The 26,436-nt window shown below is 65.4% G+C and carries 17 protein-coding genes; 10 read left to right on the top strand and 7 right to left on the bottom strand.

Annotated features, from left to right (window positions below):
- Nucleotides 1-76: 76 nt before the first annotated feature.
- Both pfkB and ptsP read right to left on the bottom strand, forming a co-directional pair.
- Nucleotides 77-1,033, bottom strand: coding sequence for a 1-phosphofructokinase (gene pfkB, locus D7W81_RS22850; protein ID WP_120557515.1), 957 nt, complete (start codon nt 1,031-1,033; stop codon nt 77-79).
- Nucleotides 1,030-3,525 carry a phosphoenolpyruvate--protein phosphotransferase gene (ptsP, locus tag D7W81_RS22845; protein ID WP_120557514.1) on the bottom strand — a complete coding sequence of 832 codons (2,496 nt, stop codon included), beginning with the start codon at nt 3,523-3,525 and terminating at the stop codon, nt 1,030-1,032. The genes pfkB and ptsP overlap by 4 nt, the downstream gene beginning before the upstream one ends.
- Before the next feature lie 216 nt (nt 3,526-3,741).
- Here ptsP and D7W81_RS22840 point away from each other — a divergent pair, with 216 nt between their 5' ends.
- A complete protein-coding gene (locus D7W81_RS22840) occupies nt 3,742-4,512 on the top strand; it encodes a class I SAM-dependent methyltransferase (protein WP_120557513.1) in 771 nt (256 codons plus the stop codon).
- Here the strand turns inward: D7W81_RS22840 and D7W81_RS22835 are convergent.
- Nucleotides 4,493-4,714 (bottom strand): hypothetical protein, encoded by a 222-nt coding sequence (locus tag D7W81_RS22835; RefSeq protein WP_120557512.1) that lies wholly within the window; start codon nt 4,712-4,714, stop codon nt 4,493-4,495. The two genes, D7W81_RS22840 and D7W81_RS22835, sit on opposite strands and share 20 nt — an antisense overlap.
- Before the next feature lie 508 nt (nt 4,715-5,222).
- Between D7W81_RS22835 and queE the strand changes: the two genes are divergently transcribed.
- The 9 genes from queE (at nt 5,223) to D7W81_RS22790 (ending at nt 20,399) form a co-directional block, all read left to right on the top strand.
- The gene (gene queE / locus D7W81_RS22830; protein WP_120557511.1) at nt 5,223-5,870 is read left to right on the top strand and encodes a 7-carboxy-7-deazaguanine synthase; all 648 of its coding nucleotides are present in this window, start codon (nt 5,223-5,225) and stop codon (nt 5,868-5,870) included.
- A gap of 65 nt (nt 5,871-5,935) precedes the next feature.
- Complete coding sequence (locus D7W81_RS22825) at nt 5,936-6,838, top strand: hypothetical protein (protein WP_244227366.1); 903 nt, start codon at nt 5,936-5,938, stop codon at nt 6,836-6,838.
- On the top strand, nt 6,835-7,974 hold the full coding sequence (dbpB, locus tag D7W81_RS22820) for a DGQHR domain-containing protein DpdB (RefSeq protein ID WP_120557509.1): 1,140 nt from the start codon (nt 6,835-6,837) through the stop codon (nt 7,972-7,974). The genes D7W81_RS22825 and dbpB (D7W81_RS22820) overlap by 4 nt, the downstream gene beginning before the upstream one ends.
- Nucleotides 7,971-9,233 (top strand): tRNA-guanine transglycosylase DpdA, encoded by a 1,263-nt coding sequence (dpdA, locus tag D7W81_RS22815; protein WP_120557508.1) that lies wholly within the window; start codon nt 7,971-7,973, stop codon nt 9,231-9,233. Before dbpB (D7W81_RS22820) ends, dpdA begins: the two co-directional genes overlap by 4 nt.
- Nucleotides 9,234-9,256: 23 nt before the next feature.
- Nucleotides 9,257-10,447 (top strand): DGQHR domain-containing protein DpdB, encoded by a 1,191-nt coding sequence (gene dbpB, locus D7W81_RS22810; protein WP_120557507.1) that lies wholly within the window; start codon nt 9,257-9,259, stop codon nt 10,445-10,447.
- Nucleotides 10,448-10,520: 73 nt separating this feature from the next.
- Nucleotides 10,521-10,940, top strand: a complete 420-nt coding sequence (locus tag D7W81_RS22805) for an IS66 family transposase (RefSeq protein WP_120557506.1) — start codon at nt 10,521-10,523, stop codon at nt 10,938-10,940.
- Between the two features lie 434 nt (nt 10,941-11,374).
- Complete coding sequence (locus tag D7W81_RS42055; RefSeq protein WP_147445588.1) at nt 11,375-11,563, top strand: hypothetical protein; 189 nt, start codon at nt 11,375-11,377, stop codon at nt 11,561-11,563.
- A 137-nt stretch (nt 11,564-11,700) separates the two neighbouring features.
- On the top strand, nt 11,701-13,971 hold the full coding sequence (locus tag D7W81_RS22795; protein ID WP_120557505.1) for a PD-(D/E)XK nuclease family protein: 2,271 nt from the start codon (nt 11,701-11,703) through the stop codon (nt 13,969-13,971).
- Nucleotides 13,971-20,399: an AAA domain-containing protein gene (locus D7W81_RS22790; protein ID WP_120557504.1), complete on the top strand. Its 6,429-nt coding sequence runs from the start codon at nt 13,971-13,973 to the stop codon at nt 20,397-20,399. The genes D7W81_RS22795 and D7W81_RS22790 overlap by 1 nt, the downstream gene beginning before the upstream one ends.
- Here the strand turns inward: D7W81_RS22790 and D7W81_RS22785 are convergent.
- The 4 genes from D7W81_RS22785 to D7W81_RS42455 form a co-directional block, all read right to left on the bottom strand.
- On the bottom strand, nt 20,386-21,129 hold the full coding sequence (locus D7W81_RS22785) for a hypothetical protein (RefSeq protein ID WP_120557503.1): 744 nt from the start codon (nt 21,127-21,129) through the stop codon (nt 20,386-20,388). The genes D7W81_RS22790 and D7W81_RS22785 overlap by 14 nt on opposite strands.
- Nucleotides 21,122-24,460 (bottom strand): hypothetical protein, encoded by a 3,339-nt coding sequence (locus tag D7W81_RS22780; RefSeq protein ID WP_120557502.1) that lies wholly within the window; start codon nt 24,458-24,460, stop codon nt 21,122-21,124. The genes D7W81_RS22785 and D7W81_RS22780 overlap by 8 nt, the downstream gene beginning before the upstream one ends.
- The gene (locus D7W81_RS22775) at nt 24,457-25,350 is read right to left on the bottom strand and encodes a hypothetical protein (protein ID WP_120557501.1); all 894 of its coding nucleotides are present in this window, start codon (nt 25,348-25,350) and stop codon (nt 24,457-24,459) included. Before D7W81_RS22775 ends, D7W81_RS22780 begins: the two co-directional genes overlap by 4 nt.
- Before the next feature lie 6 nt (nt 25,351-25,356).
- A partial coding sequence (locus D7W81_RS42455) for a hypothetical protein (RefSeq protein ID WP_158621656.1) occupies nt 25,357-26,436 on the bottom strand: 1,080 nt, incomplete at its 5' end.

Here is a 26,436-nt window from a genome sequence, read left to right as displayed (position 1 = left end):
GGGCGGGAGGTGGTCCACCGGGAGGTCCGGGGGCCTGGAGACTGGAGCGCCTGGACCTGGTGCCTTGGCCTCATGCTCAGCCCTGGCCCAAAGGGTGCATCCGCACCGCACACAACAACTCCGCCACACGCTCCGGCGCCGGAGGCACCGGGCCCACCTTCGCGAGCTTCCCCGCCGCGAAGGCCGTGCTCCTCCGGGCGCAGGTCTCCAGGCCGTGGCCGTCCAGCCTCGCCGCCAGCACTCCCGCCACCAGCGCATCGCCCGCGCCCACGGTGCTCGCCACCTCCACGGGGGGCGGCAGGGCTCGCCATGCGCCGTCGTCCGAGACGAACAGCGCTCCGTCCGCTCCCATCGATACCACCACCAGCCCGATGCCTCCCGCGTGCAGCTCCCTCGCGGCTCGCGCCACTTCGCCCGCGTTCGTCAGGGGGCGTGCGACCAGCTCACTCAATTCGTGCGCGTTCGGCTTCACGAAGTCCGGCTTCGCCGCCACCGCGTGGCGCAGCGGCTCTCCGCTCGTGTCCACCGCCACCACCGCGCCCTTCGCGCGCAGGCGCTCCGTCAGCGTGGCGTAGATGTTCGCGGGCACTCCCGCCGGCACGCTGCCCGACAACACGAAGCAGCCGTTCTCCTCCGCCAGCGCATCGAGTGTTTTCATCAGCGCGTCCAACGCTTCCTCCGGGACTCGCAGGCCCGGCAGGTTCAGGTCCGTCACCGCTCCGCTCGTGCGGTCCACGACCTTGATGTTCACTCGGCTGGAGCCCGGCAGCCGGAGGCAGCGGTCCTGGATGCCTCGCTCGCGGAACAGCGCCTCGAACAGCGGCGCCGAGTCCTCTCCCAGGAAGCCCGCCGCTGTCACAGGCCTCGTGCCTCCCGCGAGGAACGCCGCCACGTTGATGCCCTTGCCCCCTGGCGTGCGCGTCTCCGCCACCACGCGGTTCACCGCGCCCGCCGTGAACCCCGGACACTCCAGCGTCTGGTCGATGGCCGCGTTCAACGTGACCGTCACCACGCCCGGCTTCCTCGGCCTCACGCCTTCGCTCCCTTCCGGGCCAGCATGCCTCGCACCAGACCGCGCACCTCGGCGGCGTTGCCGCACTCCAACGCGAGCCGGGCCACCCCTTCCGCGTCCGCCATGGAGATGCCTCGCAGCAGCGCCTTCACCGCCGGGATGCTGGGGATGGCCACGCTCAGCTCCGTGACGCCCAGGCCGGACAGCACCACCGCGCCGGACGGGTCGCCCGCGATGCCGCCGCACGCGCCCACCCAGATGCCTGCCCGCCTCGCCGCCTTCACCGTGAGGTCCACCATGCGCAACACCGCCGGATGCAGCCCGTCCGCCTGGGGCGCGAGCACCGGATGCTGCCGGTCCATCGCCAGCACGTACTGCGTCAGGTCGTTGGTCCCGATGGAGAAGAACGACACGTCGCGCGCCAGCCGCTCCGCCATCATCACCGCCGAGGGCACCTCGATCATGATGCCCGTCTCCACCGGCTCCGCGCCGACCTCGCGGCGCACGGACTCGGTGATGGCGCTGGCCTTCGCCAGCTCCTCGGGCATCGCCACCATCGGATACATGATGCGGACCGGGCCCTCCTTCGACGCGCGCAGCATGGCGCGCAGCTGCGTGCGGAACAGGTCCTCCCGTTCGAAGCACAGCCGGATGCCGCGCACGCCGAGGAACGGGTTCTCCTCCGCGGGCAGCGACAGGTACGGCACGCGCTTGTCCCCGCCGATGTCCAGCGTGCGCAGGATGAGCGGCAGGCCGTTCAGCGCCTGCACCATGGTGCGGTACGCGTGGAACTGCTCCTCCTCGCCGGGCGGATCATCCCGCTTGAGGAAGAGGAACTCCGTGCGCATCAGCCCCACGCCCTCGCCACCCGCGTCCACGGCCTTGCGCGCCTCCTCGGCCTCGCTGATGTTCGCGGCCACCTCCACGCGCTTGCCGTCCAGCGTGATGGCGGGCCGGTAGCGCTCCAGCTTCTGCTCCTCGCGCTTCGTGCGGATCCGCTCGCGCTGGTGCGCGGCCTTCGTCTGGTCCCGTTCGGACGGCCCCACGACGAGCACGCCCGCGTCCCCGTCCAGGATGCAGTGCTGTCCATCGCGCAGGTCCAGCACCGACGGCCCCACCGCCACCACCGCCGGCAGGTCCAGCGAGCGCGCGATGATGGCCGTGTGCGACGTGGTGCCGCCGCCGGCCGTGCACAGGCCCAGCACCATCGCGGGGTCCAGCTTCGCGGTGTCCGACGGCGCCAGGTCCTCCGCCAGCAGCACCACGGGGTGGTCCGGAAAGGTGGGCTCGTCCTCCAGCACCCGGGCCAGGGGCCGCAGCACGCGCCGGCCCACGTCCCGCAGGTCGGCGGCCCGCGCGGCGAGCATCGGCGCGTCCAGCCCGGCCAGCGCCTCCGCGCGGTTTTCGAAGACGCGGCGCCACGCCGCGCCCGCGCTCAGGCCGGTGTCGATGAGGCCGTGGGACTCCGACAGCATCTCCGGGTCGTCCAGCAGCTCCAGGTGCGCCTTGAAGATGGCGGCCCGCTGCGCTCCGGCCTTCAGCAAGAAGCCCTCGTGCAACTGGCGCAGCTCCGCCGCCGCTCCGGCCAGGGCCTCCTCCAGCAGCAGGTGCTCCCGTGCGGCGTCGACGGCCCACTCGTCCACCTCCAGCCGTTCGCGCTGGAAGGCCCAGACCGGCCCGGCCGCGATGCCCGGCGACGCGGACAGGCCCGCGACCAGGGTCCCCTCGTAGTCGAGCACGACGGTGGCCGGAGGCGACGGCGTGGAGGCGGTGGGGGCCCCTTCGCCCAGGCCTGCCTCGAAGGCATCGCGCAGCGCGAGGAGCACCGCGTCCGCGTCGTCCCCCGCGGAGGTGAGCGTCAGCGTCGTGCCGCCCCCGGCGCCCAGGCGCAGCAGCGACAGGAGGCTGCGGGCGTTCGCCTGCCGCCCTTCATGGTGGACGGTGACGTCCGCGCGGAAGCGGCGCACCACCTCCACCAGCACGGTGGCGGGACGCGCATGCAGCCCGTACGGTGAAGGGGACAGGACCTGGAGTGAGCGGCCGTCGAGCACGGGCGCGACAGGTGACTCCCAGTCCGGTTCGACGACCGGGGCGTTGAGTGCCTGGATGATGTCGGCCGTGCTCAGGGTGGAGGCCAGGGCCACGGCCTGGACCTCGTCGTCCAGCACGCCGGTGAGGTTGGCGAGCACCTGGAGGTGCTCATCGGACTTCGCCGCGATGCCCACCACGAGGTGCGCATGGCCGTCCTCGCTCCAGACGACTCCGGCGGGGAACTGCACCACGACGACGCCGGTCTGGAGCACCAGGTCGCGCGCTTCCGGCAGGCCGTGTGGAATGGCGATGCCGTGGCCCAGGAATGTGGCGGACACCTGCTCGCGCTGGAGCATGCTGTCGACGTAGCCGGGCGAGATGAAGCCAGACTCCACCATCACCTGTCCGACCAGGCGGATGGCCTCCGCCTTGTTCGCGGCGGCCCATCCCAGGCGGACCTGCGATGGCGTCAGCGTCAACATCAGGGCTCCTTGCTTCAGGTGCGCGTGCGCTTCACGCGGGGAACGACGGTGCATCCTGCCCGGGGTCCGCCCATGCCCGCGCGGGCTTCCCGAGTCCCGTCTTCCTGGTAACAGCTCACAGAGAGGAAGACCTCCCGCCACGGACATGACGGACAGGCGACGTCCGCCATCCGCGCGCGTGACGGCCCGCATGGGGGTGTTAAAGGGGAAGCCGTCATGTCTGACAGCGTCCTGGACTTCTACGAAGGGCTGGCCGAGGAGTACCACCTGCTCTTCGCGGACTGGGAGCAGTCGGTGGACCGGCAGGGCGCGGTGTTGGACGCGTTGTTGCGCCGTTCAGGAGCGCCGCCGCCGCGCCGGGTGTTGGACTGCGCGTGCGGCATCGGCACGCAGGCGCTGGGGCTGGCGGCGCGGGGCTACGCGGTGCACGCCACGGACCTGAGTCCTTCCGCGGTGGCTCGCGCGGAGCGGGAAGCCCGGGCCATGCACGTGAGCATCACCACCGGTGTGGCGGACATGCGGATGCTGGACTGGCAGGTGCCGGGCACCTTCCACGTGGTGATGTCGTGCGACAACGCGGTGGCGCACCTGCTGGAGGACTCGGACCTGGAGGACGCCGCGAACGCGATGGCGTCGCGCCTGGTGCCCGGGGGCCTGCTGGTGGCGAGCCTGCGCGACCACTCCGCGCTCCTGGAGAAGCGTCCGCGCTTCACCGCCGAGCGCGTGCTGGACACGCCGCTGGGCCGCCGCGTGCTCTTCCAGGTCTGGGATTGGGCGGTGGACGAGCGGCAGTACACGGTGCGCCAGTTCATCCTGCGCCAGGAGTCCGGCATCTGGCACACCACCGAGCACACCGGCGTCTACCGGCTGCTGCAACCCGTGGAGCTGGAGCAGGCGCTCACGAAGGCCGGGCTGGTGGATCCGCGCTGGTACACGCCGGAGGAGACGGGCTTCAACCAGCCGCTCATCACCGCGCGGAAGCCGTGAGCGCGGCGGGAAGCAGCAGCGGCGCCGCGTGACGGCGCACGGTGTCTGCGGCCTTCCACCAGACGCGTGCCGTGTGGACCCCGGCCTGCAACGACTCCGCCAGGTGCAGGGAGGGCATCAGCGCGAGGAAGAGGAGCAGGGCCAACAGCCAGCCCAGTCCTTCCCGGACGAACGACGGGACTTCGGCTCCAGGTTTGTCCACGGCACCCCTCCTGACGACAGTTGTAGTCAGAAGCGATATGCCATGGCTACAGTTGTAGTCAAGAGGCAGTTTGGGTGGTGCCGACCATGTCCAGCGGCGAAACTGGGCTCTTATGGCCCCGCAGTCCGGCCGCGTCCGCATGGTGCAGAAGGTGTGGAGCCTGCATGTCGCGCCCTTCGCTCTGTTACGAACGCCGTTGCGTAGGCAGATGCACGGTAGATGGCGCGGGCCGTATGCGGGAGAAGCTCTCCGCGTGAAGCCGCGTGCATCACTCCCGTGTCCCTTCAGTTTCTACTGGGAACTATCGGGTCCTGGCGTAGACCACGGAGTGTTCGCTCGCAGCGCTTTACTGTACGTCCAGACGACAGCGGGCATGATGCAGAAACGGGAGCGCTGCGCGGAGCAGTAACTGCGCGCGAGGTGTCTGAGGGCGCCTCGCAGTTATTGAAGCGCGGAGGACAAGACACGTGGTTCGCAACGCAGTGATGACCGTTCGGGAGTTCATGCCGTGAGCTACGCGGTCAAGGAACTCTTCTACACGCTGCAGGGAGAAGGTGCTCAAGCGGGTCGTGCGGCGGTATTCCTCCGCTTCGCGGGCTGCAACCTGTGGAGTGGCCTCGAAAGGGACCGCGAACGTGGCCCGGGTGGCTGCTCTCGATGGTGCGACACCCAATTCGTGGGGACAAATGGCGCAGGCGGAGGGCGCTTCACATCCGCGGAGTTGCTAGCCGAGGCGGTCGCACTGACGTGGCCGCAGGAACAATCGAGCGCGCAGCGCATGGTCGTCTGCACGGGCGGAGAACCCCTCCTCCAGCTCGACACCCCCCTGGTTGATGCCATGCATGCCCGAGGGTTCCTCGTGGCGGTGGAAACCAACGGAACAAGGCCTGTGCCCCAAGGAATTGACTGGGTCTGTGTCAGTCCGAAGGCGGGCAGTGAGTTGGTGCAACGCACGGGCAACGAACTGAAGCTCGTCTTCCCCCAGGCCGGCTTCGAGCCAGACCGCTTCGAGGCACTGGGGTTCACTCATTTCATTCTTCAGCCCATGGACGGCCCGGACCGCGTGCGGAACACGCAGGTTGCCCTGGAGTACTGCCTGGAGCACCCTCAGTGGCGGTTGGGGATCCAGATGCACAAGGTCCTGGGAATTCCCTAAGGGACGCCTCCATGGGGAAGGTGCTTCACATCATCGCGAGTTGCACTGATCGGAAGCACCTCCCGGTGCCCGAAGCACTCCGGTTGCGTTGCATCCGAGGGGCGGAAACCGAAGCCCGCGCGAACACTTGGTGGCAGCGGCTTACGTCCCATAAGCACCCGCAAGGCCCAGCGCACCAGCTCTACGCAGGTGAGCATTGGAGTGTTGTTCTTGGCCTTTCCGAGGCCGCGCGTGAAAACGGCTTCAACTCCAGCCTATGGATTGCTTCCGCAGGGTACGGACTGATTCCGCAAGAGGCCCAGGTTCGGCCCTACTCCGCGACCTTTGCTCGGGGCCAGCCGGATTCCGTCGTGCGCGGTTCCGAAAACAAGGATACGAGCGAACAACTCCAACGCTGGTGGAAGACGTTGTCGAGCCACGCCGGACCGGCGCATGGCCCACCACGCACCCTTCACCAATTGGCCTGCGCGCAGCCGCAAGCGAACATCCTGATTGTGGCTTCCCCTCTGTACGTTGCCGCGATCGCGGACGACCTCGAATTCGCGGCCAAGGACCTCCAGCATCCAGAACGGTTACTGGTCGTGTCTTCACCTGCCTCCCTGTCGAAGGGAACGCTTGCACCGCATTGGATTCCATCAAGCGCCCATCACCAGCAGCGGTTGGGTGGATCTCGACTGGGACTTCATGCACGGGTCGCGCGCGAGATTCTTCAGGGAGCACGAGGGAGTTACTTGAACGCCACTGAAGTTCAAGTGCGCTACCAGAAGCTCATCAAGAAGAGCGGCCCGCTTCGACAGTATAACCGTCAATTGATGACGGATGATGAGGTTCGAGGGTTCATCCGGCAGGTGATGGACGAGGGCACGAAATCATGGAGCGCGGCTTTGAAGCAGTTGAGAGCACGCCAGTTCGCGTGTGAACAACATCGCTTCAAGAGTCTATTTGTCCAGATCCAGGAGAACCCATGAAAAGGCCAACGCGTAAGGTTATCGAGCGACGCGCTATTCGGGTCATCCAGACGCCAGAACATCCGCTTTTCATGTTTGCGCTGAGCGCGAAGGAACTGCAGGCGGTCGCTGAAGTCTCCCGAGTATCACGGGACTCAGAGGGAAAGCTCCTCGGGTATCAACGTCCCAAGGTGAAGCAGCACGTTCGTAACATTACGGAGTACCTCAATGGGGAAGAGGTCATCTTCCCCAACTCCATCATTCTCGCACTCTCCTCCGCGGTTGTTTTCAAAAAGGTCCGGGGGCCACGCGTGGATGATGGCTGGGCTGAGGCTGGGACGCTCCACATTCCATTGCCGAAGCCCGGCCAGCCCCGGCCTGCCTGGATTGTAGACGGTCAACAGCGTGCGTTAGCCCTGGCGCAATGCCAACGTCAGGACTTGCTCGTTCCCGTCAACGCCTTCATCGCGGATGAAGTGGACCTACAAAGAGATCAATTCTTGAGGGTCAATAGCACCAAGCCACTTCCGCGAGGACTCATTACAGAGTTGCTGCCTGAAGTCGGGACCTTGCTGCCGCCAAACCTGGCGGTCCGGAGAGCTCCAGCCGCGCTCTGTGACTTGCTGAATCGGGACCCTGCGTCGCCTTTCAAGGGACTCATCCGCCGCAATTCGATGGATGCAGAGGCTCGGCGTAGCGCCATCGTCACGGATTCGGCTGTGGTCACGATGATCAAGGACAGCTTGGGTAACTTGACGGGCTGCCTGTTTCCTTATCGGAATGTGGTTACCCAGGAAACCGATTTTGATTCAATCCGGAAGATGCTGATCCTGTTCTGGACTGCTGTGAAAGAAGTCTTCCCAGAATCATGGGGGCGTCAACCTTCACGGAGTCGGTTGATGCATGGAGCCGGGATCTGTGCGATGGGACATTTGATGGACAAGGTCATGAGCAACATTGACATCAATGGGGCACATGCCTTGCGGTTGGTGAAGACGGAGCTTCTCCGGGTCCAACCCGTGTGCCGGTGGACCGAGGGACACTGGGAGGAGTCAGGGTTGGCCTGGAACCAGATTCAAAATACATCTCAACACATTCGGCTTCTCTCGAACGTTCTGATTCGGGCGTACACGAGTAGCCGCCGGACGGCCGCATGAAGTTCTTCTTTCCGGACAGCCAGGATCTCATCGATCCCAGTTTCGATTTTGAGCGGGAGCGACGCTCGGCAACGCGAAAACGCCAGCGGGATGACCTCTACGCCCATGAGGTCTTCACGGCGACTCCGTTTGACGGATTCCTGGTTTCGAAGGGAATCGTGGATGGCTACGGAGCATTGGGAAGTCGATACACGCTTGCGCAGCGACACCGATTGCTGCGCTTGGGGGCGCCAGAGTTCTTTCGCCTCGACCAAGCGCCCCGGCAGCTCTCCATCATGGGGGACTGCGGTGCGTTTACGTACGTGAAGGAAGAGGTGCCGCCTTATTCTGTCGAGGAGGTCCTGGAGTTCTACGGGAACTGCCAGTTTGATTTCGGCATTTCCCTCGACCACATCATCCTCCTGTTCAAGCCCGAGGCAGATGAGCGAGGTGCCTCCCAGGATCTCGTTCCAAAAGAGTTGCGCGAAAGGCGGGAACTGACGCTGCAGTTGGCAAAGGAGTTTCGTCAAAAGCACAAGGCTGGCGGCTATACCTTTGAGCCCGTGGGCGTTGCGCAGGGCTGGAGTCCCTTGTCCTACGCGGATTCAGTCAAAGCGCTCCAGCGAATGGGATATCGCTCAATCGCCTTGGGGGGGATGGTTCCGCTCAGATCAAGCGAGATTATATCCTGCCTGAAGGCTATCGATGGGGTCCGAACCCCGGGAGTTCAAATTCACTTGTTAGGGGTCACCCGAACCGAGCATTTGAAGACGTTCTCCCGGCTAGGAATCACGTCTTTTGATAGCACCTCGCCTTTGAGGCAGGCCTTCAAGGACGACAAGGACAACTACTACACCCCTGGACGAAACTATACAGCGATCCGCATCCCTCAAGTGGAAGGCAACCCGTCTCTACAACGGAAGATTTCCTCCGGTGAGGTTTCGCAGGACATTGCCAGAAAGCTTGAGAAGGCTTGCCTTGAGGCCATGAAGCTTTTTGATTCGGGCCGTAAGACAGTAGAGCAGGCTCTGTCTGTACTTATGGAATACGAGCGCTTTTATGACCCGGATTCCAAGAAGAACCATGAGGCTGCGTACCGGCAAACGCTGACGGATGCGCCGTGGCAACAGTGTCCCTGCGAAGTCTGTCGAGAGTTGCGGTATCACGTCGTGCTCTTTCGCGGTGCCGAACGCAATCGCCGACGGGGATTTCACAATATTTGGATTTTCCACAAGCAGCTCGAGAAGGAGCTTGGGCTCGGGCAGGGGAGCGCGGCCTGAGGACTTCGGCCCGGTAAAGACATATGCCAAAAGAGCTGAAGCTTCCTGCGATCGAGGTCAAGCAGTCCCGCGGCAGGACGCTCTACACCTTTGCTGTTGATGGGAAGCTGGTTCCTCAGTTCGCGACGATCTCACGCGTGCGCCGTAAGGAAGATGGAGCCCTTTCGGGTTACCAGCGACCTGAGGTTCTTTCTCACATTGATGAGATTCGGTCCTACCTAGAGTCAGATTCACCCATGGTGCCGAATGCACTCGTGGTGGCATTCGATTCGCGGGTCAAGTTCCATCCAGACTCCAAGGCCGTTACGTCTGAATATTCGCGCTCTGGTGTACTCACCATTCCGTTTGAACCGGAAATGGAAGATGACCGAAAGCCGGGCTTCATTGTCGATGGACAGCAGCGGCTTGCTGCGATCCGTGATGCCAATATTGAGCGGTTTCCCGTGTGCATGACGGCGTTCATCACGGATGACGTTGGTCAACAGACCGAACAGTTCATCCTGGTCAATTCGACGAAACCTCTACCCAAGGGACTCATCTACGAACTCCTTCCAGGAACGAGCGCGCGACTTCCGTCCTTGCTGGGCAAGCGCCGGTTGCCAGCTCAGTTGCTAGAAAGAATGAACCTGGAAGAGGGGTCTCCGCTTCACAAGATGATTCAGACGGCTACCAATCCTGGCGGGCTCGTCAAGGACAACTCAATCCTGCGGATGTTGGAGAACAGTCTTAATGATGGAGTGCTATATCGCTTCAACGCTGCGGAGGAAGCGAATGCAGACACAGAGCAGATGATCAATGTGATCTATGCGTATTGGACAGCGGTCAAGGAGGTCTTCAAGGCGGCATGGGGATTACCACCTAAGAAGTCTCGTCTTATGCACGGCGCGGGCATTATCAGTATGGGACTCATCATGGATGCGATCAGCGATCGCTACCGGGACCGCCCTTATCCCACCGCAGCCCAGTTTGCGACAGATCTGATGGGACTAAAGGAATTCTGCCGCTGGACAGCGGGGTTTTGGGACTTCGGTCCTGGGCTGCAACGTAAGTGGAATGAAGTCCAGAATACATCAAAGGATATTGAGGTGCTGACGAATTATCTGATGATTCAATACAAGAGCAAGGTGTGGTCCGCACCGGTTGCGGCAATTGGTTCACCCAAAAAGGAAGCGTCCGGAGCAAGTAAGAGTTCACGTGCGGCGGCAAAGAGATAAGTCTGCCGGCTGCTGACACAGTTCCCGGTGCGCATGACGCCTGCGCTGCGAGCCTCGTACGCGCTGACGCCCACTGCAGGCCGAGGATGCAGCACAGCGCGCCTGTCCTCGCTGTGCTGCGCGCCTGGCTGGGAAAACAGGCCCCGCTGCACTCACCAGGAACTCGCTGGGCCAGGCCTTCTCATACGCGCTGAAGCAGTGGGAGGCCCTTACTCGCTTCGTGGAAAATGAGCGCCTTCCTCTGGACAGTCGCTCGGAATTGGCGCTGCGCAAGGTCGCCCTGAGCCGTAATAACTCTCTCTTCGTCGGCCACGAGGCCGCAAGTGAAAACCTCGCGGGTCTTTACGCACGAGTGGCCACCTGCGAGGCCAACGGCGTCAATCCCGAAGCCTACCTCGCGGACGACTACTGCGCGTCCAGACGCATCGGAATGCGCATCGGTGAACTACTGCCTCACGAGTGGATGCGGCTTCGCGCCGCAGACTCATCCTGATCCCACCCGCTCACGGCACCTCGCCCTGCTGGAACTCCCGGCGCTTGCTGAGCACTGCCCGCCGTGGCCTATCTTCAAGCCCTCCGACGCGTCATTTGCCAGACAGTTACGTCCCACCGGCGCACCTCGCGCCGTCGCGGACCGCCAATTCCGGTACACCTGCGACTGCAACGTGCTCAGCCGCACGTCCCGCGTTAACGTAAACACCCGCTGCGTCTGCCCGCTGGCCTCGAAGGCTTTCTCGATGCGCGCCCACTCTGGCCTCTGCACCTGCTTTGTCATGCCATGAAGCGTCCGCTGCGCACCGCGCCCCCAGCAATCCCTCACCGCACGTCGTTGGCCGGACGGTTACGCGGCGGCAGCGGCAGGAAGGTCTCGAAGTCATCATCACCGTGTGGAATGCGCTGGTGGTGGCGCAGTGAGGGCAGCAGGACTTGCTTCCCGACCGCTACCGAAAGCTGGAAGCATTGCCCCGGCCGGGCCGCACGGCGATGGACGCCCTCGTTGAGCGCCAGCGCCAGCGCTTCCACGGCGACCTGCGCACGGTGGACCGCTGGGAGTTGCACATGACGGTGGACGGCGAGTTCTCCCTCATGGCCGAGGCTCGCGGCCAGTCGCGCTGAGCCGACTCCGCCAGCCAGCGGTCGCCGAGTTTCTCTGTCAATGGGTATCTCCACGGACTCGGGCGAGGACTTACGAGAAAACGCGGAACTTCAGCCGACACGTGGGTGCGGGTGCCGACCAAGGAGCATAGAATCCAATGGCGATGAAGCTCGAAATCCGCGCCTCCGGCGTGAAGTCGTGGTTCCAGTACCGTTGCGAGCGAAAGCTTGTGTACGACTCGATGCCAACCGACTCGAAGCAGGGCATCCCCATTGAGAGGAACCTGACGGCCGCATCGTGGTCTGACTTTGGGAACGAGTTTGAGAACCGGGTGATCGAATCACTGAAGCGACGCCATCCCGGCCAGATTCTTGGCCCTGCGGGTGGAGAGGATGGCGTTTCGGATCAACTGACGCTTGCCTTCCTTGGGCGTACCCGCACAGAAGGATTCATTCACCAAGCATCGCTCAAGGAGACGCCCCGCCTTCGCGCGCTGTTGAACCTTCCTCCCGAGGTTGCCATCCGACCCGCACGGCCGGACTTGGTGGAGTTCTCCGCTTCGGATGGCCGCCCCACGTTCTCCATCATCGACGTGAAGGCCACGCAGGTTTCCACGGTGTTCCACAAGGCGCAGGTCGCGTTCTACTCGCTGATGCTGCGGTGCATGTTGCAGGAGCGCGGTCTCGCCGGTGAGATGTCCCTGGAGGGGCGTATCTGGCACATGCCGCCGGCAGGGCAGGAGGAACCGTGGGTAGAAAAACCTTTCCCCGCTCGTGGCTACGAGGCCTTTGTCATCGATTTCTTCCGGCGGACCGTTCCCCGCCTGCGCGAGCGGCACGTCGAGCGCGAACGGGACGACACCTTCTTCCACATCTATTTCAAGTGTGAGCAATGCGAGTACCTACCGCACTGTGAGCGCTCGATCTCCGACGCGCGGCCGTCCGAGCAGTGGGACACTTCCGCTGTGCCAGGGCTGTCGCATGAGTCCAAGCGGGCCATCTTGAACCTGGGCGTGCGGACGGTCGGGCAACTTGCGAGTGTCCGGAACCTCGCCGCCAACCCTGGGGCTTCCACCTGGGCGCTCAAGGCTCGCGGGCAGATGCTGGTGGCGCGGGCACAGGCGCTGCGGGAGCGCGCCGTATATCGCCTCCCGGATCGGCACTCCTGGCTCATGCCGCCGCGCGTAGACGTCGCCATCCACCTCGTCGCGGACCGGGACCCGGTGGAGGGAAACCTCGTCGCGCTCGGCTGCCTCATCGTGCGCGATGGCCGCACGGAACCCACGGTTGCCATTATCCGCCGCGGCGAGGACGAACTGCCCGCACTGCGGGAGGTGCTGGGCCGGGTCATCCAGGTCCTCACCGAAGTGGACGATTGGAACGCCCGGCACGCCGAGGCCCAGGGCCTCCATTCCCACCTTTTTCTTTATGAGCCCTCGGAAGGGAGCGATCTCCAGGATGCGCTCGGGCGCCACCTGTCGGACCCTGCCATCCGCACCGGGCTCCTCCACCTCATCCGGATGTTCCCTCCGGACGAGGTGAGGGCAGTGGAGCCCGAATACCGCGGCATCCATCATCTGCCCGCCACGGCGCTGAGGAGCGTTCTGGAGCAGTTGTACGCGCTGCCGGTGAAGGTGGCCTACGAGCTCGCTGGCGTGACGAGCGCGCTCGAGGAGGCGACGCCCCCTCTCGCCACGCCCTATCGCCCAGCCCCCGGCTTCCAGCGCCGCTTCTCGTCGCGGCTCTCCGTGGATGTGGTCCGCGCGCTCCGCCAGGGGGAAAGGGACGCCAGGGACGTTCGGAAGGACGTGGAAGCCCGGCTCGCCGCCATGGACTCCCTCATGCGCTGGATCCTCCGGGAGAACGAAGCGGCCGGTGAGCCGTTCCTCCGGCTCCGCAAGAAGCCGTTCCGGTTCCAGGCGCAGTTCGACCCGCTCGCCGCAACGGATCTGGAGGTCCTCATGGCGCACGAGATGCTGGAGAACCGCGCCGCCCTCCTGGGCACCCTGACGGAACTGGCGCGGCCCGCCGATGAGCGCCGCGACCGCTTTCGCTGCCTCGCCAACCTCCAACTCCTCGGGACCTACCCGGACGGCGGGTTCTATCGGATGCGGTTCTTCGTCCCACCCGAGAGCCGGCAGGCCGAGCTCTCCTCTTCCTCGATGGGCCTCATCCTCACCGATGACGATCCGGACCTCCGGCTGGATCCGCAGCGCTGGCGCGAGGTGTCGGTGCGCATCTCCTCGGACCTGGAGAGCGGCCAGCACATGGAGGTGCGGATCGGCCGCAAGCAGCACGATGCCCCCGGCTTCGAGGCCCTACGCCGCCGGGCGAGTACGGATGGATGGTTCCTGGATGCCATCCACGTTGACTACAACACCGAGCGGGCGGTGCGGTTCCTCCGTTCGCTAGCGGACGCGAGGCCCTGATGCCCAGAGAGGATGTGCTTCAGTTCTTCCGTGAGCCCCGCCGCTTCGCCGAAGCCGGGGCGGACGGCACGGCTTCCCTGTGGCGGGCGGCCCTCGAAGAGGTTGCCGTTCCCGCCGTCTCCGCAGAGGCGTTCCGGCCGGCACAGCAGGCCGCGTGGCGCGGCATCGCCGATCACCGGGCGGCGCTCGTACTCGGACCACCGGGGACGGGGAAGACGTTCGTCCTCGCCTGGATGGCCCTGGGCTACCTGGAACTCCGCCGCCGCCGCGGGCTGCCCTGCCGCATTCTGCTGACGGGCTTCACCCGCAACTCCATCGCCAACCTGCTCGGCGCCATGCACGAGAAGGCGGAGAAGCACGGCTTCAGCGGCGCCACCTTCTGCTGGGTGGGCTCAGAGCCGCCGCAGGAGATGCCGGCGGACATCCAGGTGCTCGAACCCGCGGATGCAGTGTCGCTGCTGGACCAGCCTCACCTGGTGATGGGGACCACGTCGTGGAGCTTGTACAAGCTGCTCGAAAAGGCGCGTCACCCGGCCGCCGACGGGCTGACGGCCCCCCTCTTCGACCTCGTCTGCATCGATGAGGCGTCGCAGATGGTGGTGAGCCAAGGACTGATGTGCTTGGCGGGTCTGGCTCACGGTGGGCGCGTACTGGTGGCGGGGGATGATCGACAACTGCCGCCGGTGCGCCAGGTACACGAACACGAGGTGGATGGCCGCCAAATCGGCGGCTCCCTGTATGCCTTCCTCCGCGAGGCGCGGGTCGCCGAGTTCCGCCTGGATGAGACATTCCGGCTCAATGCTCCCCTGGCGAGCTTCCCGTCAGAGCATTTCTACGAGGGTCTGTACCGCTCGGTGAATCCGGAGGCCCGGCTGCGGCTGCGCGAGGGGTGGGAGGAGGGGCTCTCCGACTGGGAGCGCGAAGCCCTGGACCCGGCGCGGCCGGTCTGCATCCTGATGCACGAGGGGCCCGCGGCAGGGACGCACAATCCCTTCGAGGTCAGCCTGGTGGCGCGGCTGACGCAGCTTCTCCGGGAGCGCCTGCCTCCTGAAGAAGGGGCGGCGGAGCTCTCTTTCGGGACGTTCTGGAACGAGCGCCTCGCCGTCGTCTCGCCACACCGCGCGCAGAATGCGGCCATCCGGGACGCTTTGCGAGCACGCAAGCTGGGCGACGAGTGTGTGGTGGAGACGGTGGACCGCATCCAGGGCCGCGAGCGCGACGCCATCATCGCCAGTTACACCGTGTCGGACCCCGAGTTCGCCCGGTCTGAGGCGGAATTTATCTTCAGCGCCGAGCGCTTCAACGTCACCATCACAAGGGCGAGGACAAAGCTGATACTGGTCGCCGCCCGCCGACTGCTGGACGTCATCCCAGAGGACGAGGAGGTCTTCGACGCCGCGCAGGCGATGCGCGAGTTTGTCTATTCCAGCGAGGATCGCGGCCGGGTGCGGGTTCGCGGCCCGGACGGAGTGGAGTGGCCGGTCGATGTGCGGGTGCGGAGCTTCGACGACACGGAAGCCCTTCCCCGGCTGGAGCCACGACCGGACGACCGCCCCACGACTGAACTCGCCCCGGAACTCACTCCAGAATTGCGGGAACTGTTCGAGCACATCCAAAACGTCGCTTTGAAGAATCCATACGGGACCGCAGCTGACTTCAGCGTCGAAAAGAGCTTCGGCCGAAAGCCGACACTTGAGGAACTCCGCGCCCTCTCCAGGCTGGGCTTCGTCGCGCTGGAGCTTAGGACCACAAAGAAAGGAGCGACGTTCTGGGTCGCATGCCCGCGCGTCCCACCACGATGCCCCTTTGCAGTGAATCCGGACACGGTTCGCCTGCGCATCGAAGAGGTCATCGAAGCCACGCGCTCAAAGGGGCGGTTCGCGGCCTCCTACGAGAAGGTCCGGGAGCGCTTCGAGTGGGTGGGACCAAAGGGAGAGGACCTGTTCGAGCCCGTCCTGAATGCCCTCCAACAGGAGGGCGTCGTCCGGTCTGACGTGAACCAATGGGGGCAGCGGACGATCGACCTGGTGGAGGCCGTGACCGTGGTGGAGGGCCCCCTTCCTCCCGCTGAGGCGATCGAGGACGGCGACTTCGAGCTGTTGAACCGCCTGGAGGAATTGGAGGCCCGGCGGATCAACTTCGGAGTCTTCGAGCAGTGGACTACCCCTCGGGACCTGATTCGAGCGTTAAACTGGGAAGAGGCGCGAGTGAGTGCTGCGTTGCGCCGGCTTGCCGACCATGGTTGGGTGTTACTGACCGAGGCGGGGCGCGTCCGGAGCCGCGCCGCGGAGATCGCCCGAGAGGTGCGGTACGTCAAACAGCGCTTCCGCCAGGGAGACACATCCCGGCGGCCATTTCTCGTGCGGGCGCTCAAACTGGAGTTGAAGGATCGCGACAAGCCGGTGCGCGACCGGCCGCTCTCGGGCATCGAGACCTCGCTCATCGAGCAGTTGAAGGGGCATCCGGAGGCGCAGCGTGCCGTCGCAGGGGTGGCCGCCATGCTGCGGGCACGCTTCAACAAACCGGATCCGGAGTTGGCCGGTTTCCAGGAGCGGGCGCTCGGGAGCATGGTCCCCGCGTGGCTTGGGCTCTCCACGGATGACGCCTTCGTCATCACCGCGGAGACCGGCACCGGCAAGACGGAGGCGGGCGTCTTGCCGCTCATGGTGGGCGTGGCCACGGACGCGCTGCGTGGCGTACGTGGGGCGCGCGCGGTGTTGGTGTACCCGCGCATCCGCCTCGCGGCCAACCAGGCGCAACGGATCGCCGGCTATCTCGCGGCGCTCGCCCGCGTCCCGGGCATGCCACTCCTGACCCTAGGCCTGCAGAACAAAGACGTCCTCAGCCACTTCAGGGCTCCGGACGAGGAGAAGGGTTGGCGTCGGGGACCGAGCGGCGCCTTCTCCTTCCCGTTCTTCGCGTGCCCGGAGGGGGAGTGCAAAGGCGACCTGTGGCTCCAGCCGGGCGGCGGCGCGAACGAGGCGGACCTGCTGCGATGTCTCCGCTGCGGTTGGGAGTACGGCGGGTGGGTGGGCTCGAAGAAAGGCGTCGTTGAGCGACCGCCGCATTTCTTCCTGCCGGTGACGGAGTCGCTCCATCAGTGGATGTTCACTCCCGAGCGCGGGCGCCTCTTCGGAGATGAGCCGCTCTATGCCGCACCCCGGGCTGTCCTCGCGGACGAGATCCACCTGTACTCGCACCTTCACGGTGCCCAGGTGAGCCATGCGCTTCGGCGGCTCATCACCCGAACCGAATTGAACCGGCGCGAGCACGAAGGCAGCCCCGTGCGCACCCTGGCCATCGGGATGAGCGCCACGCTTGGCCGGCCCGACGAGGTCTGGGGCATCCTGTGCGGACGCGCTCGCGTGACCATCATCCGCCCTGAAGACAGAGAGCGCAGGCCCAACCCGCGGGGCCGCGAGTACTTCTTCTTCGTGCAGCCCGAGGTGGAGTCCCGTGGGCACGACATCGCCGGGGCGTCTACCTCCATCCAGACGCTCATGTGTCTGGCGCACGGCATGCGCAGGCGCTCGGGGGACGATGGTGGATTCCGAGGTATCGTCTTCCTCGACTCCATCGACAAGCTCAAGCGCCTGCACTCGGACTACGCGGACGCGGAGCAAGGCAACCGGCTGGCGCGGCTGCGCACCCGTCTGTTCGATGACGACGCGCACACGGGTCTTCCTCGCCGTGAGTGCTGCGGCGCGCCCGACGCCTGTGACCGTTTCCGCCAGGGCGAGTGCTGGTACTTCGCCGCCCGGGACCGTCGCCAGCGGACGGTGCGCGGCCCGTACATTCCCGGCCGTGCCCTCGATGTCTGCGCGAAGCCCATCTTCTCGAAGACGGGGGGGCGCGCCGACGAAATAATCCAGAAGAGTGACCTCGTCTTCTCCACGTCGTCCCTTGAGGTCGGCTTCGACGATCCGGAAATGATGCTCGTCTACCAGCATTACGCGCCGCTCAACCTTGCGTCCTTCATCCAGCGAAAGGGGCGCGGTGGGCGAGGGGCCGACGACCGGCCGGTCACCGGAGTGACTCTCTCCGCGTACTCTCCGCGCGACTCCTGGTTCTTCCGGCGTCCTAGGAAGATGTTGGACGCGAGTGGTTTCGAGGTTCCGCTCAACGTTGAGAACTATTTCGTCGTCCGTGGGCAGGTGGTCTCCCTAATCTTGGATCTTGCCGCACGGGAGCAGTTGCGCCTGGGCGCCGCGTCGGGAGTGGACCCCCGCTTCCTGGCCGAGGTGGATGCCGTGGTCCGGACCACTTTCGGCAATGATGTGTACAAGCGGCTAGAGGTTGGCTCGCTGGAGCGGTTGTGGCGAGAGGCCACCACTGGTGTGGCCCTGGCGTCGGGTGGAGGTCCTCGCAAGTGGGCGGAGGTCCTTCCATGGGTTCCAATGCTCCTATTCCAGTCGATCAACCTGCCACTGCTCGTGGTGGGTTACGAGAACGACATGGGTGAAGCGAAACAGGACTCGGAGGACATCACGCTCGCTCTCTCCGAGTGCGCCCCGGGCAATGTGACGCGGCGGTTCGGCTTCCGGGTGGCGCACTGGATCCCGCCGAGGCCCGGCCGCCAGCCGTTGTGGAGACCCCTGGGCCACTCCGGGGCATGGCCGGAGTTCAGCTTGGCGGGCAGCGCGCCCCTGATGGAAGCGCTTCCCCGGGAGGCCCGCCTGCTCGTCGGGACGAGGCTGCATCCCCAGGTGGTGCGGCCGACATCGCTGCAGATGGCGAGCGGAGGCAGGTTCGCTGGGACTGAATGGCAGGGGGACTGGGTCTACGATGCTGCCCGGCGGGAAGTCCTCCTTTCCAAGGAGCTATCGAGGTTGCCGCGTGTGAATCCCAAGAGCCAGGGCAAGTTGCGTGGCTTCCTGTCCGTCGAGGCAGAGTTGGGGTTCGCCGAGCGACGGCGGGTCCATCTCCTGGGCGTCCTGGCCTCTGAGGTGGAGGTCTTTCGCGGGACGTCCGCCCGCGGGAAACGCACCGGGTTGAAGGTGGCCCGTGTGTTCTGGGGCGCTGACGCGCGGCTCGTGCTGGAGACGGCCGACCACAAGCGCGAAGAGGCCTATGTCAGCCAGGTATTCGTCCACCCAGACGACGAGAACCTCCCGAGGGAGGCTGATCGCCGGACCCTCCTCCATGGCTACGAGTTGGAGACGGAGGGCGTCCGTGTTCGGCTGGATGGAACCGTGTTGGGCGACTTCGTCCGGGCGGAGAGAGCGCGGCTCGACGCGGAGCCCACTGAGTCGAAGTGGTTCCATGGTCAGTTCCTCCGCTACCTGCTGATGAGTCGGGGAGCCTCCGCAGGGATCAACCCGTACCAAATACGCCAAATTGCTGATCTGATGGTGACGGCCGCCGCGTTCGAGGGCTTCAACAAGGAGCTCCAGAAGTTGCTGCGGCGCTGGAATGCCGAACAGTTCACGAAGCTGCTCAAGGGCATCTTCCAGGGACACCTGCGACAGCACCCAATGTTGACGGCGCAGCGTCTCGAACGCCTGGGGGAAGTGATCGCCTCCAACGCGTTCCATTTGCTCATCGAACAGGCTTGGCGCGACGTGCGTTCGCACGAGGCCTTCGCCGGTTACCTGCGTTCGGTGATCGTGCATGGGCTGGCTATCCGCATGGAGCAGGCGTTCGTCCGACACGGGCGGGGCGACGAGCGGCGCGTCCTTTTTCACGTCAAGTTGCCCGTGCAGTTCGAAGGGGGAACGGAGGACATCATCACCGTGGCGGAGGACGGAAACCATGGGGATGGCACCACGCGCACCTTCGTGGCCCACCTGGACGAGGCGGCGGCGGACCTGGCACCGGAACTGTTGGCGGACTGCCCGAACGCGAGGGAGGACCGCTTCGTGGCGGCGCTCGCTGTCCGCCCGGCGGCAGACGTCGCCCGTTGGCGCTCGTGGGATCCGCGCGACGAGCGACGTGTCCTGGAGCTCGCCCGCGAACTGGGCGCGGACCTCGGCATGGATGCCGGGCCCTTCCAGGGCGTGCTCCGCCTCCTCTACGGCGCGGAGGAGGTGGGCGGTGACCGATTCGAGTTGTTCACGCTCTACGAGGAACTCCAGGCAATCAGCAGCTCTCTGGCGCATGAGATGGGGCGCGCCCCCTCTGCCTGGGAGTTGGTGGGGACACTGGTGGCCCGTGTGGAGAGCGGGGATGCCCGTGCGACAGAGTGGCGCCGGCTGCTAGAACGCTACCGGGCAGTGGAGGACGCGGTGCAGGAGGAGTCGCTCAGCGCGGAGGCGCGGCTCGCGGACCAAGCGTACCGAATCAGTGCCCGACTGTGCGTAGACGGCTGCCAAGCGTGCCTGCACACCGGCAGCAGCCTCATGGATGGGGATATGGCGGAGGTGGTGGTAAGCCGCCGCCTGCTGGAGCGGCTCGGTGTATTCCTCCGCGGCCGCGTTACTCCAATTTGAGCTTGAACAGGCCGAGCGCGTTCTGCTCGGACAGCCACTTCTGGAGGTCCGGCGTAAGATCAGCGAGCGTTGCCCTCCCGTCGTTCACCCGGATGAGGAACTGGACCTTATCCGAGTCCGTCCCCACGCCCGCCAAATCGCGCTCCTGGGCTTGGCGTTCGGCGCAGCGGCGCTCGAACTCTTCCCGCGCCGTCTGCGCGGGGAAGCGCTGCTCCAGCGCGAGACCGGCTTGGGAGGTCTGCGCCATTCGCCGGGCGAGTTCCGCCTGACCGGGGAGGCGCTGGAGCGCCATTGCCAGCTTCGTGGAGGGTTCGAACTCCTCTCGGACGCGGAGGCTCCAGGCGGCCCGGAGGCGGCCCTTCACCTGGTCCACGCGCAGGACCAACGTCTGCATCTCCACCCGGATGTGCTGGAGCGCCTCCCGAGTGGGGTTCTCGCGGGCGAGGTTTCCGGCGATGGCTTCCAGTGCGTCCAACGCGGTCCGCACCTCCGCCACCTCCGTTGGCGCCAGCTTCTTCGCGATCAGGGGCACCCAGCCCGCCAGTTGCTCCATCGTGGTCAGCGACTCGGCTTTTTCCCGCAGAGCACCCACCGCGTGCCCCAGTGCGTCGCCGAACTGCTCGGCCTGCACCGCACGTTGGAAATCTCCAGTGTCCAGGGCTTGCTCCAGCGCGCTCAAGGAATCCAGGGAGGACTCTCCGCCTGCCACTTCGGCCGTGAGCTCAGACATGCTCGCCTCCCGTAGGAAGGAGCGCTTGGCGGATGTCCTGAACCGCGATCCTCAGCCGAGCCCCCGCCTCGCGCACCGTGTGCAATGTGCCGTTGCTGGAGTCCCCCGCCTTCTCTATGAGTGCGCCAACGTGGCGGCGTAATTGTGTTAGCGCCTCGTTCGCCACCTGTAGGCGGTCTACCATGAAAAACAGGTCCGCTGCGGGCGCGCTGGTGGCGAATGCGAGCGCCTCCGGTGGAGCGAAGCCCTCCACCGTTTCTGGTTCTATGTTTGAGAGAAACTCCTCCAGCCTGTGCATGTCCGGATCGCTGGCTTCCAACAACTTGCGGCCGCGGAGCTTGGTGTAAACTTCGTTCCACCGTTGAACGTGTTGGTTGGGGACGTGTCCATCGAGTTCCCGGAGCCGCGCGACGACGTTGTTCGCGCTCTTCAGCCAGTCGGGGAGTGCGCGCCGGTGGGTGATGTCGTCTAGTTTCCCCACGTTTCGTAAGATCCGGTTCCGCTCCCCCGTTGCGGCGGACTTCAGCCGCTCGCGGACGTACGGTGCATCCTGGGTGAGTTTTTCGAGGAGATCCGAAATCTTCGGATCCTCGGCGGGCGACGGATCCAGTTCCAGTGTGCGAGCCAGTCGGATCAGGGCCGGAGCCACCTCTCCTGCAGCGGCGAAGAACTGTGATCCCCCTTTCTTTCCCTGCGGCAGGCTGGCGAGTTCCCTCAATGCATTGCGTACGTCCGAGTTGGTCCGGCCGACCTTCGACACGATGTCTCCCCATCCCTGGATGCGGTGGTCGCCGCTCGCTCCCGCATCTGGATCGTTCGAATCCAGTAGTGTATTCCACTGGATGTGGAGGGGATCCTGGGGGCGATGCACGCCGCGCAGCCACGCGCGGGCGAGCAGGAGTTGCGCGGCCGTGGCCATGGGGGACCATCGTTGGCCTGCCTCCGTGATCGGCACGCGCCGGTTCACATGGGCGCGCGCGAACTCGGCCAGCTTCCGCAACATGTGCGCGTACATCCGCTGGTAGCCTTCGCGGTCTGCCTTGGCGAGTTCCTCGCCCCGCGTGCGTAGCGCGAGGAAGGACTCCAGCCCGAGCTTGACCCAGCGCTCGCGTGGGAGCACGAAGTGCTTGAGGGTCGGCTTGCGCGCGCCATCAAGCACCACCGTCTCCTTGGTGAAGAGCTTATCTTCGAGATGAGGATCCAATCCCAGTGTTCGCCATGGGAGGTCTTCAAGGATGATGGCCACCTGCTCGCTCCAGAAACCCTGGTCTTCGAGCCGTTCTCCCTCTATCCACGCGATGAGTTGCTCCGAGCGCATCTGGAATTGCTGCGAATTGACTGTGGCCGCCCGCAGCGGCTTCGGGCCGCGGGAAGGCTTCGGGGGATTGGTGGTCGGCTTCTTCACCTCCTCCTCAGGGCCGGAGGGAGACGCCTCAGGAGCGCGGGGGGCGGCGGGCTCGGGCCAGGGCTCGCCCCGTACGGACTGCGGCTCCGCCACCGGAGACGCCTCCGACAAGGCGTGTCCAGCGTCTGGTGTCGCGGCCTCCGGCTCGTCTACCGCGCTGGGCGTGCCGAGCCAGGGCAGTTCGAAGGTTTCGAAGATGCCCTGGGCAATGCCGGCGAAGGTCGTAACGCCGTCTTCTCCACGCTGCGTGGATGCATTGTCGCGCTGCCCCCACCAAGCGATCAGCCGGCGCAGGCGTTCGGCCGTGTCGCGCTCCGGAACCTTCGCCGCGACGATCTGACCCAGGCGTCCGAGCAGATTGCGCTCATGCTTCGGGAGGTTCTCGCTCTCCACCAGGGGCGCCGGGAACTCGCCTCTGGTGATGCTCTGGGGAGCCAGCAGCACCGGTCCGAGCACGCTCTGGATCATTCCTCGCGGCGTGTGCAGTTCCTCGGTGCCTCTCGGATGCGTGAGCTCGACGTACATGCGATCTAGAGCAGCCTGGGTGAACGGGTACAGCCCCACGCCCTGGTGCGCGCCGAACCGTGGGTGGCAGGTCGGTCGGTGCGGGCACTGCTCGCAGCGGTTGTAGACGTCCGTCCAATCCTGAGGCTGTCGTTGGTCAATCCGCGCTACCCCTGCCCGCGTCGCACGCAGGTAGCGCGCCGCGAAACTGACGCGCTCTTCCGGTGTCCTCAACGCCATTCCCTGGAAGGTCTTCTCCCTCTTCTCTCCGAACTGGACGTGGAAGGTGATGCGCTGGCGCAGGTTGGCAACGTCGAAGAGCTTCTGGAAGAAGTGCGGCGTCACGCCCGCTACCGTGATCAGGTCGCACAGCGAGCGGTTCGTCTCCGTCTCGCTGCTGGCGATCATCACGTTCATCATCTGGTCTTCGACGCCCTGCATGCTGGTGATGTCCTCGAGCAACAGCACCAGTCGCTTGCTGCGCAGCGCCAACTCCTGCCGCAGCCGCATGAACGCGTTCTTCAGGGCCTGCCCGCTCACGCCGAGCAGGTCCTGGACGGCATGGTTCATGCGGGCGCGAAGGGCGGCGAGGAGGCGGCTGGTGTGCTCGGCCTTCGCGCCCAGTTCCTCCACGACCAGCTCGAGTTCGCGGCCATCCGACCGAGCCCGTTCGATCTCGTCTGCTTCCTTGAGGAGCTGGAACTTCGCTCGGACGGCGATGGGGCTCAGACCCTTGACGGCCCTGAGGAGCGAGGCTAGGTCGAGCACGTCGGAGACGGTGAACTCGGCTACCTGAGAATTCCGCTCGCCCCCCAAACCGCTCAGCGTTTCCAGGATGCGCCGTGGCGCCTTCCACTGTCCACGGGTTGCCGGCGCATCCATCAGTTCGTGGTAATTCCACGCGTCCGCCCAGTCCGCGTGGATGGGAGCCTCCGTCTCAAAATACTCCTTCCTCAAGCTGTGGGCGAGCTTGCTCTGGAAGTCGAGTGCCCGTCCTGCCAGTGACGTCTTCCGCGCTTGTCCCAGCCCTGCGAAGAAACCCCGGAGGTCCTCCGGCAGTTTCTCTCGCAAGCCGCTCAGGGCTTCCTCAAGGCTGCCCTGGCTCCTGGGAATCAGCACCAGGATGTCCTTGTCCGTCCTGGGCCAATTGAAGAAGAGCCAGCGGATCAGGTGCGACTTGCCCGAACCCGGCTCACCCTCCACCACACAGAGCGCGTGTTGGAGCTCGGGGCGGGTGAGCGCCTTCTGCAGGCCCTCGTCAGAATGGCGTTCGACCCATGCCTCCCTGTTCCCGCTCACCGAGAAACCCTCCAGTGGCGCGTGGACGGCCATGAAGAGCGAACGGCTTCCCGCCAACGCCTCGGTCCTGAGGACTTCGTTCGCGTCCTTCGCATCCCAGCAGGCATAGCGATGCAACGTCATGCCTGACCTCCGATGAGCTCTACGGCGCTGATGGCTTGGATTTCATGGGTGGGATCCGGGGCGAGCCGGGTGGCGCCCACTGTGTCGCCGTGCACGTGAAGCCGGAGCCGGCCGTCGTCGTGTAACTCCCGAAGCACGTCGCTGAGGACGACCGTCAGCCGTTGAGTGGTGCGCCGCCAGCGGGCTCGGCGCATGGCCTCCTCGAAAACCGCCCCACCATCCAGATAGGGCATGCGACGGGCGAGCGCCTGAAGGAAGTCATTGGGGGCGAGTTCGCGCCCGACACCCAGTTCCCGACCGAGCCCCGGGAGTTCCCGTTCCAGCCGGACGGTGGGGTGGGGGAAGAAGGTTGGTAGGACGAGCCCCTCCCACCCCAATCCCAGGTAGACCATCCAGGGCCGCCACGCGGTACTGTACTTATCTTTGTTGAAGACCTTCTGCTGCTGGGGCTCGTCGGTTGGTCGCGGCAGGGCGATGTCGATGAGGTCGGCCAGGCCCTCGACGGTCCTCTCCTCGATCCAGGAGGTTCCCTCTTCGCGATCCGTCAGCACGACGAACAGGGCGTAGACCTCCAGCATCACGCGGTCCTTCTCCGAGGGATTGTCCCGCAGCCGCGCGTGAACGAGATCGGCGAAGGCGGGAGGATCGGAAGGGACTGAGGGATCATCCAGCAGGAGGATGTCGCCTTCATCGCGGATGACCCCCAGGCTGCGCGCGCTGCCGATTGTCTGCTTGGCCGCGTCCGTGGAGTTCTTCTCTCCACGGAGGATCGGGGGCTGGAGCCAGGCGACGGTCTCGTCGTAGCCGAGCTGTCCCCCGTGGGCCTCCAGAAGCTTCAGTAGGGTGTAGACACGCTCGGGGCGCCCCGTGGTGTCAGTGAGTAAGCTCATCGCGTCTCAGTCCTTCCACTCATCCAGTTGCGCCTCCGCCAGCGGCGCGCGATTGGAAACCACCTGGCCGACTGTGCGGCCTCCCATGCGGAGCCCCGGCTCCGCCACGACGAACAGCCCGGGGCCATCCAGTTGCTCCCGAAGGGCGATTCGGAGCGCCTCCTCGTTGCTCCTCAGCTCTGACCCGCCCTGCCGCATGATCAGCGCGGTCCGGACCCGGGCCGGTCGCCACCTGCCGTCTTGGATGCTCCCGCTGAGATAGGGGATCTCAAGCACCAAGCCTTCGAGGCCCTCGAATGCCGACAGTACGCGCGCGAATGTGGGGCCGGTTCCAGCGGGCACCAGGAATTGGCGCACGCGCGCGTGCAGAAGACGCCGGACCAACGTGCCCACCTGCGCGAAGTCCGGAGAGTCGGCGTGAACGAGGATGCAGCCGGTATGCCTGTCCTGCGCGGTGTCGGGCCACAGGGCGTCCAGGCCGCGGAATTCGAAGTGGCTCGGAGGTGGGGCGCTCTCCGCCCGACAATTCGGGCAACGGCCACACGGGAAGAGCGGCGGCGGGTCGGATTCCACCAACTCGAAGATGGCGCACAGCATGCACCCTTCGTCCCGATTCTCTAGCGTCTGGCGGAACCTACGGTGTCGCTGCTGCGCCTGTGTCACCTCCTGGGGCCGCTCGGCGAGGAATTCCAGCAGCCGCGTTCGAGCCTCTTCTCCGGCGTCGAGGAGGACACCCTCTTTCACGTCGAGCGTCCATTGGTCGCGGTTGTCCTCAATGGAGAGCACCTCTACTGCGCCCCTGCCGTACCGCTGCAGTTGGTTGATCAGCGACGCATTCCATTGTCGGTTGTAGGAGCCCGCGCCACTTCCGGGCCGGGGGAGGGTGATGTCCACGGTCATCCGCGTGTATCCGGTGTCCGGAGCTGTGCTGAGGCGGTCATTACTTCGTGCGTCCGCGACGAGTGCCCACCAACGCTGTTCTGCCTTCTCGTTCTGCATCAACTGGCCCAAGGACATGCTTCTTGCGCGGTTCTCATCTTCCTGATTCCACAGCAGCAGCGCGAGCGACTGGTGCCCATCCCGGCC

Source organism: Corallococcus aberystwythensis, assembly GCF_003612165.1.
Lineage (GTDB): Bacteria > Myxococcota > Myxococcia > Myxococcales > Myxococcaceae > Corallococcus > Corallococcus aberystwythensis.
This window is presented reverse-complemented; position numbering and strand designations above follow the sequence as displayed.

Bases quoted from the DNA above. Each gene is read 5' to 3' on its own strand.
- ptsP (WP_120557514.1), bottom strand. From the start codon at position 3,525: ATGTTGACGCTGACGCCATCGCAGGTCCGCCTGGGATGGGCCGCCGCG.
- D7W81_RS22840 (WP_120557513.1), top strand. From the start codon at position 3,742: ATGTCTGACAGCGTCCTGGACTTCTACGAAGGGCTGGCCGAGGAGTAC.
- dbpB (WP_120557509.1), top strand. From the start codon at position 6,835: ATGAAAAGGCCAACGCGTAAGGTTATCGAGCGACGCGCTATTCGGGTC.
- dpdA (WP_120557508.1), top strand. From the start codon at position 7,971: ATGAAGTTCTTCTTTCCGGACAGCCAGGATCTCATCGATCCCAGTTTC.
- dbpB (WP_120557507.1), top strand. From the start codon at position 9,257: ATGCCAAAAGAGCTGAAGCTTCCTGCGATCGAGGTCAAGCAGTCCCGC.
- D7W81_RS22795 (WP_120557505.1), top strand. From the start codon at position 11,701: ATGGCGATGAAGCTCGAAATCCGCGCCTCCGGCGTGAAGTCGTGGTTC.
- D7W81_RS22790 (WP_120557504.1), top strand. From the start codon at position 13,971: ATGCCCAGAGAGGATGTGCTTCAGTTCTTCCGTGAGCCCCGCCGCTTC.
- D7W81_RS22785 (WP_120557503.1), bottom strand. From the start codon at position 21,129: ATGTCTGAGCTCACGGCCGAAGTGGCAGGCGGAGAGTCCTCCCTGGAT.
- D7W81_RS22780 (WP_120557502.1), bottom strand. From the start codon at position 24,460: ATGACGTTGCATCGCTATGCCTGCTGGGATGCGAAGGACGCGAACGAA.
- D7W81_RS22775 (WP_120557501.1), bottom strand. From the start codon at position 25,350: ATGAGCTTACTCACTGACACCACGGGGCGCCCCGAGCGTGTCTACACC.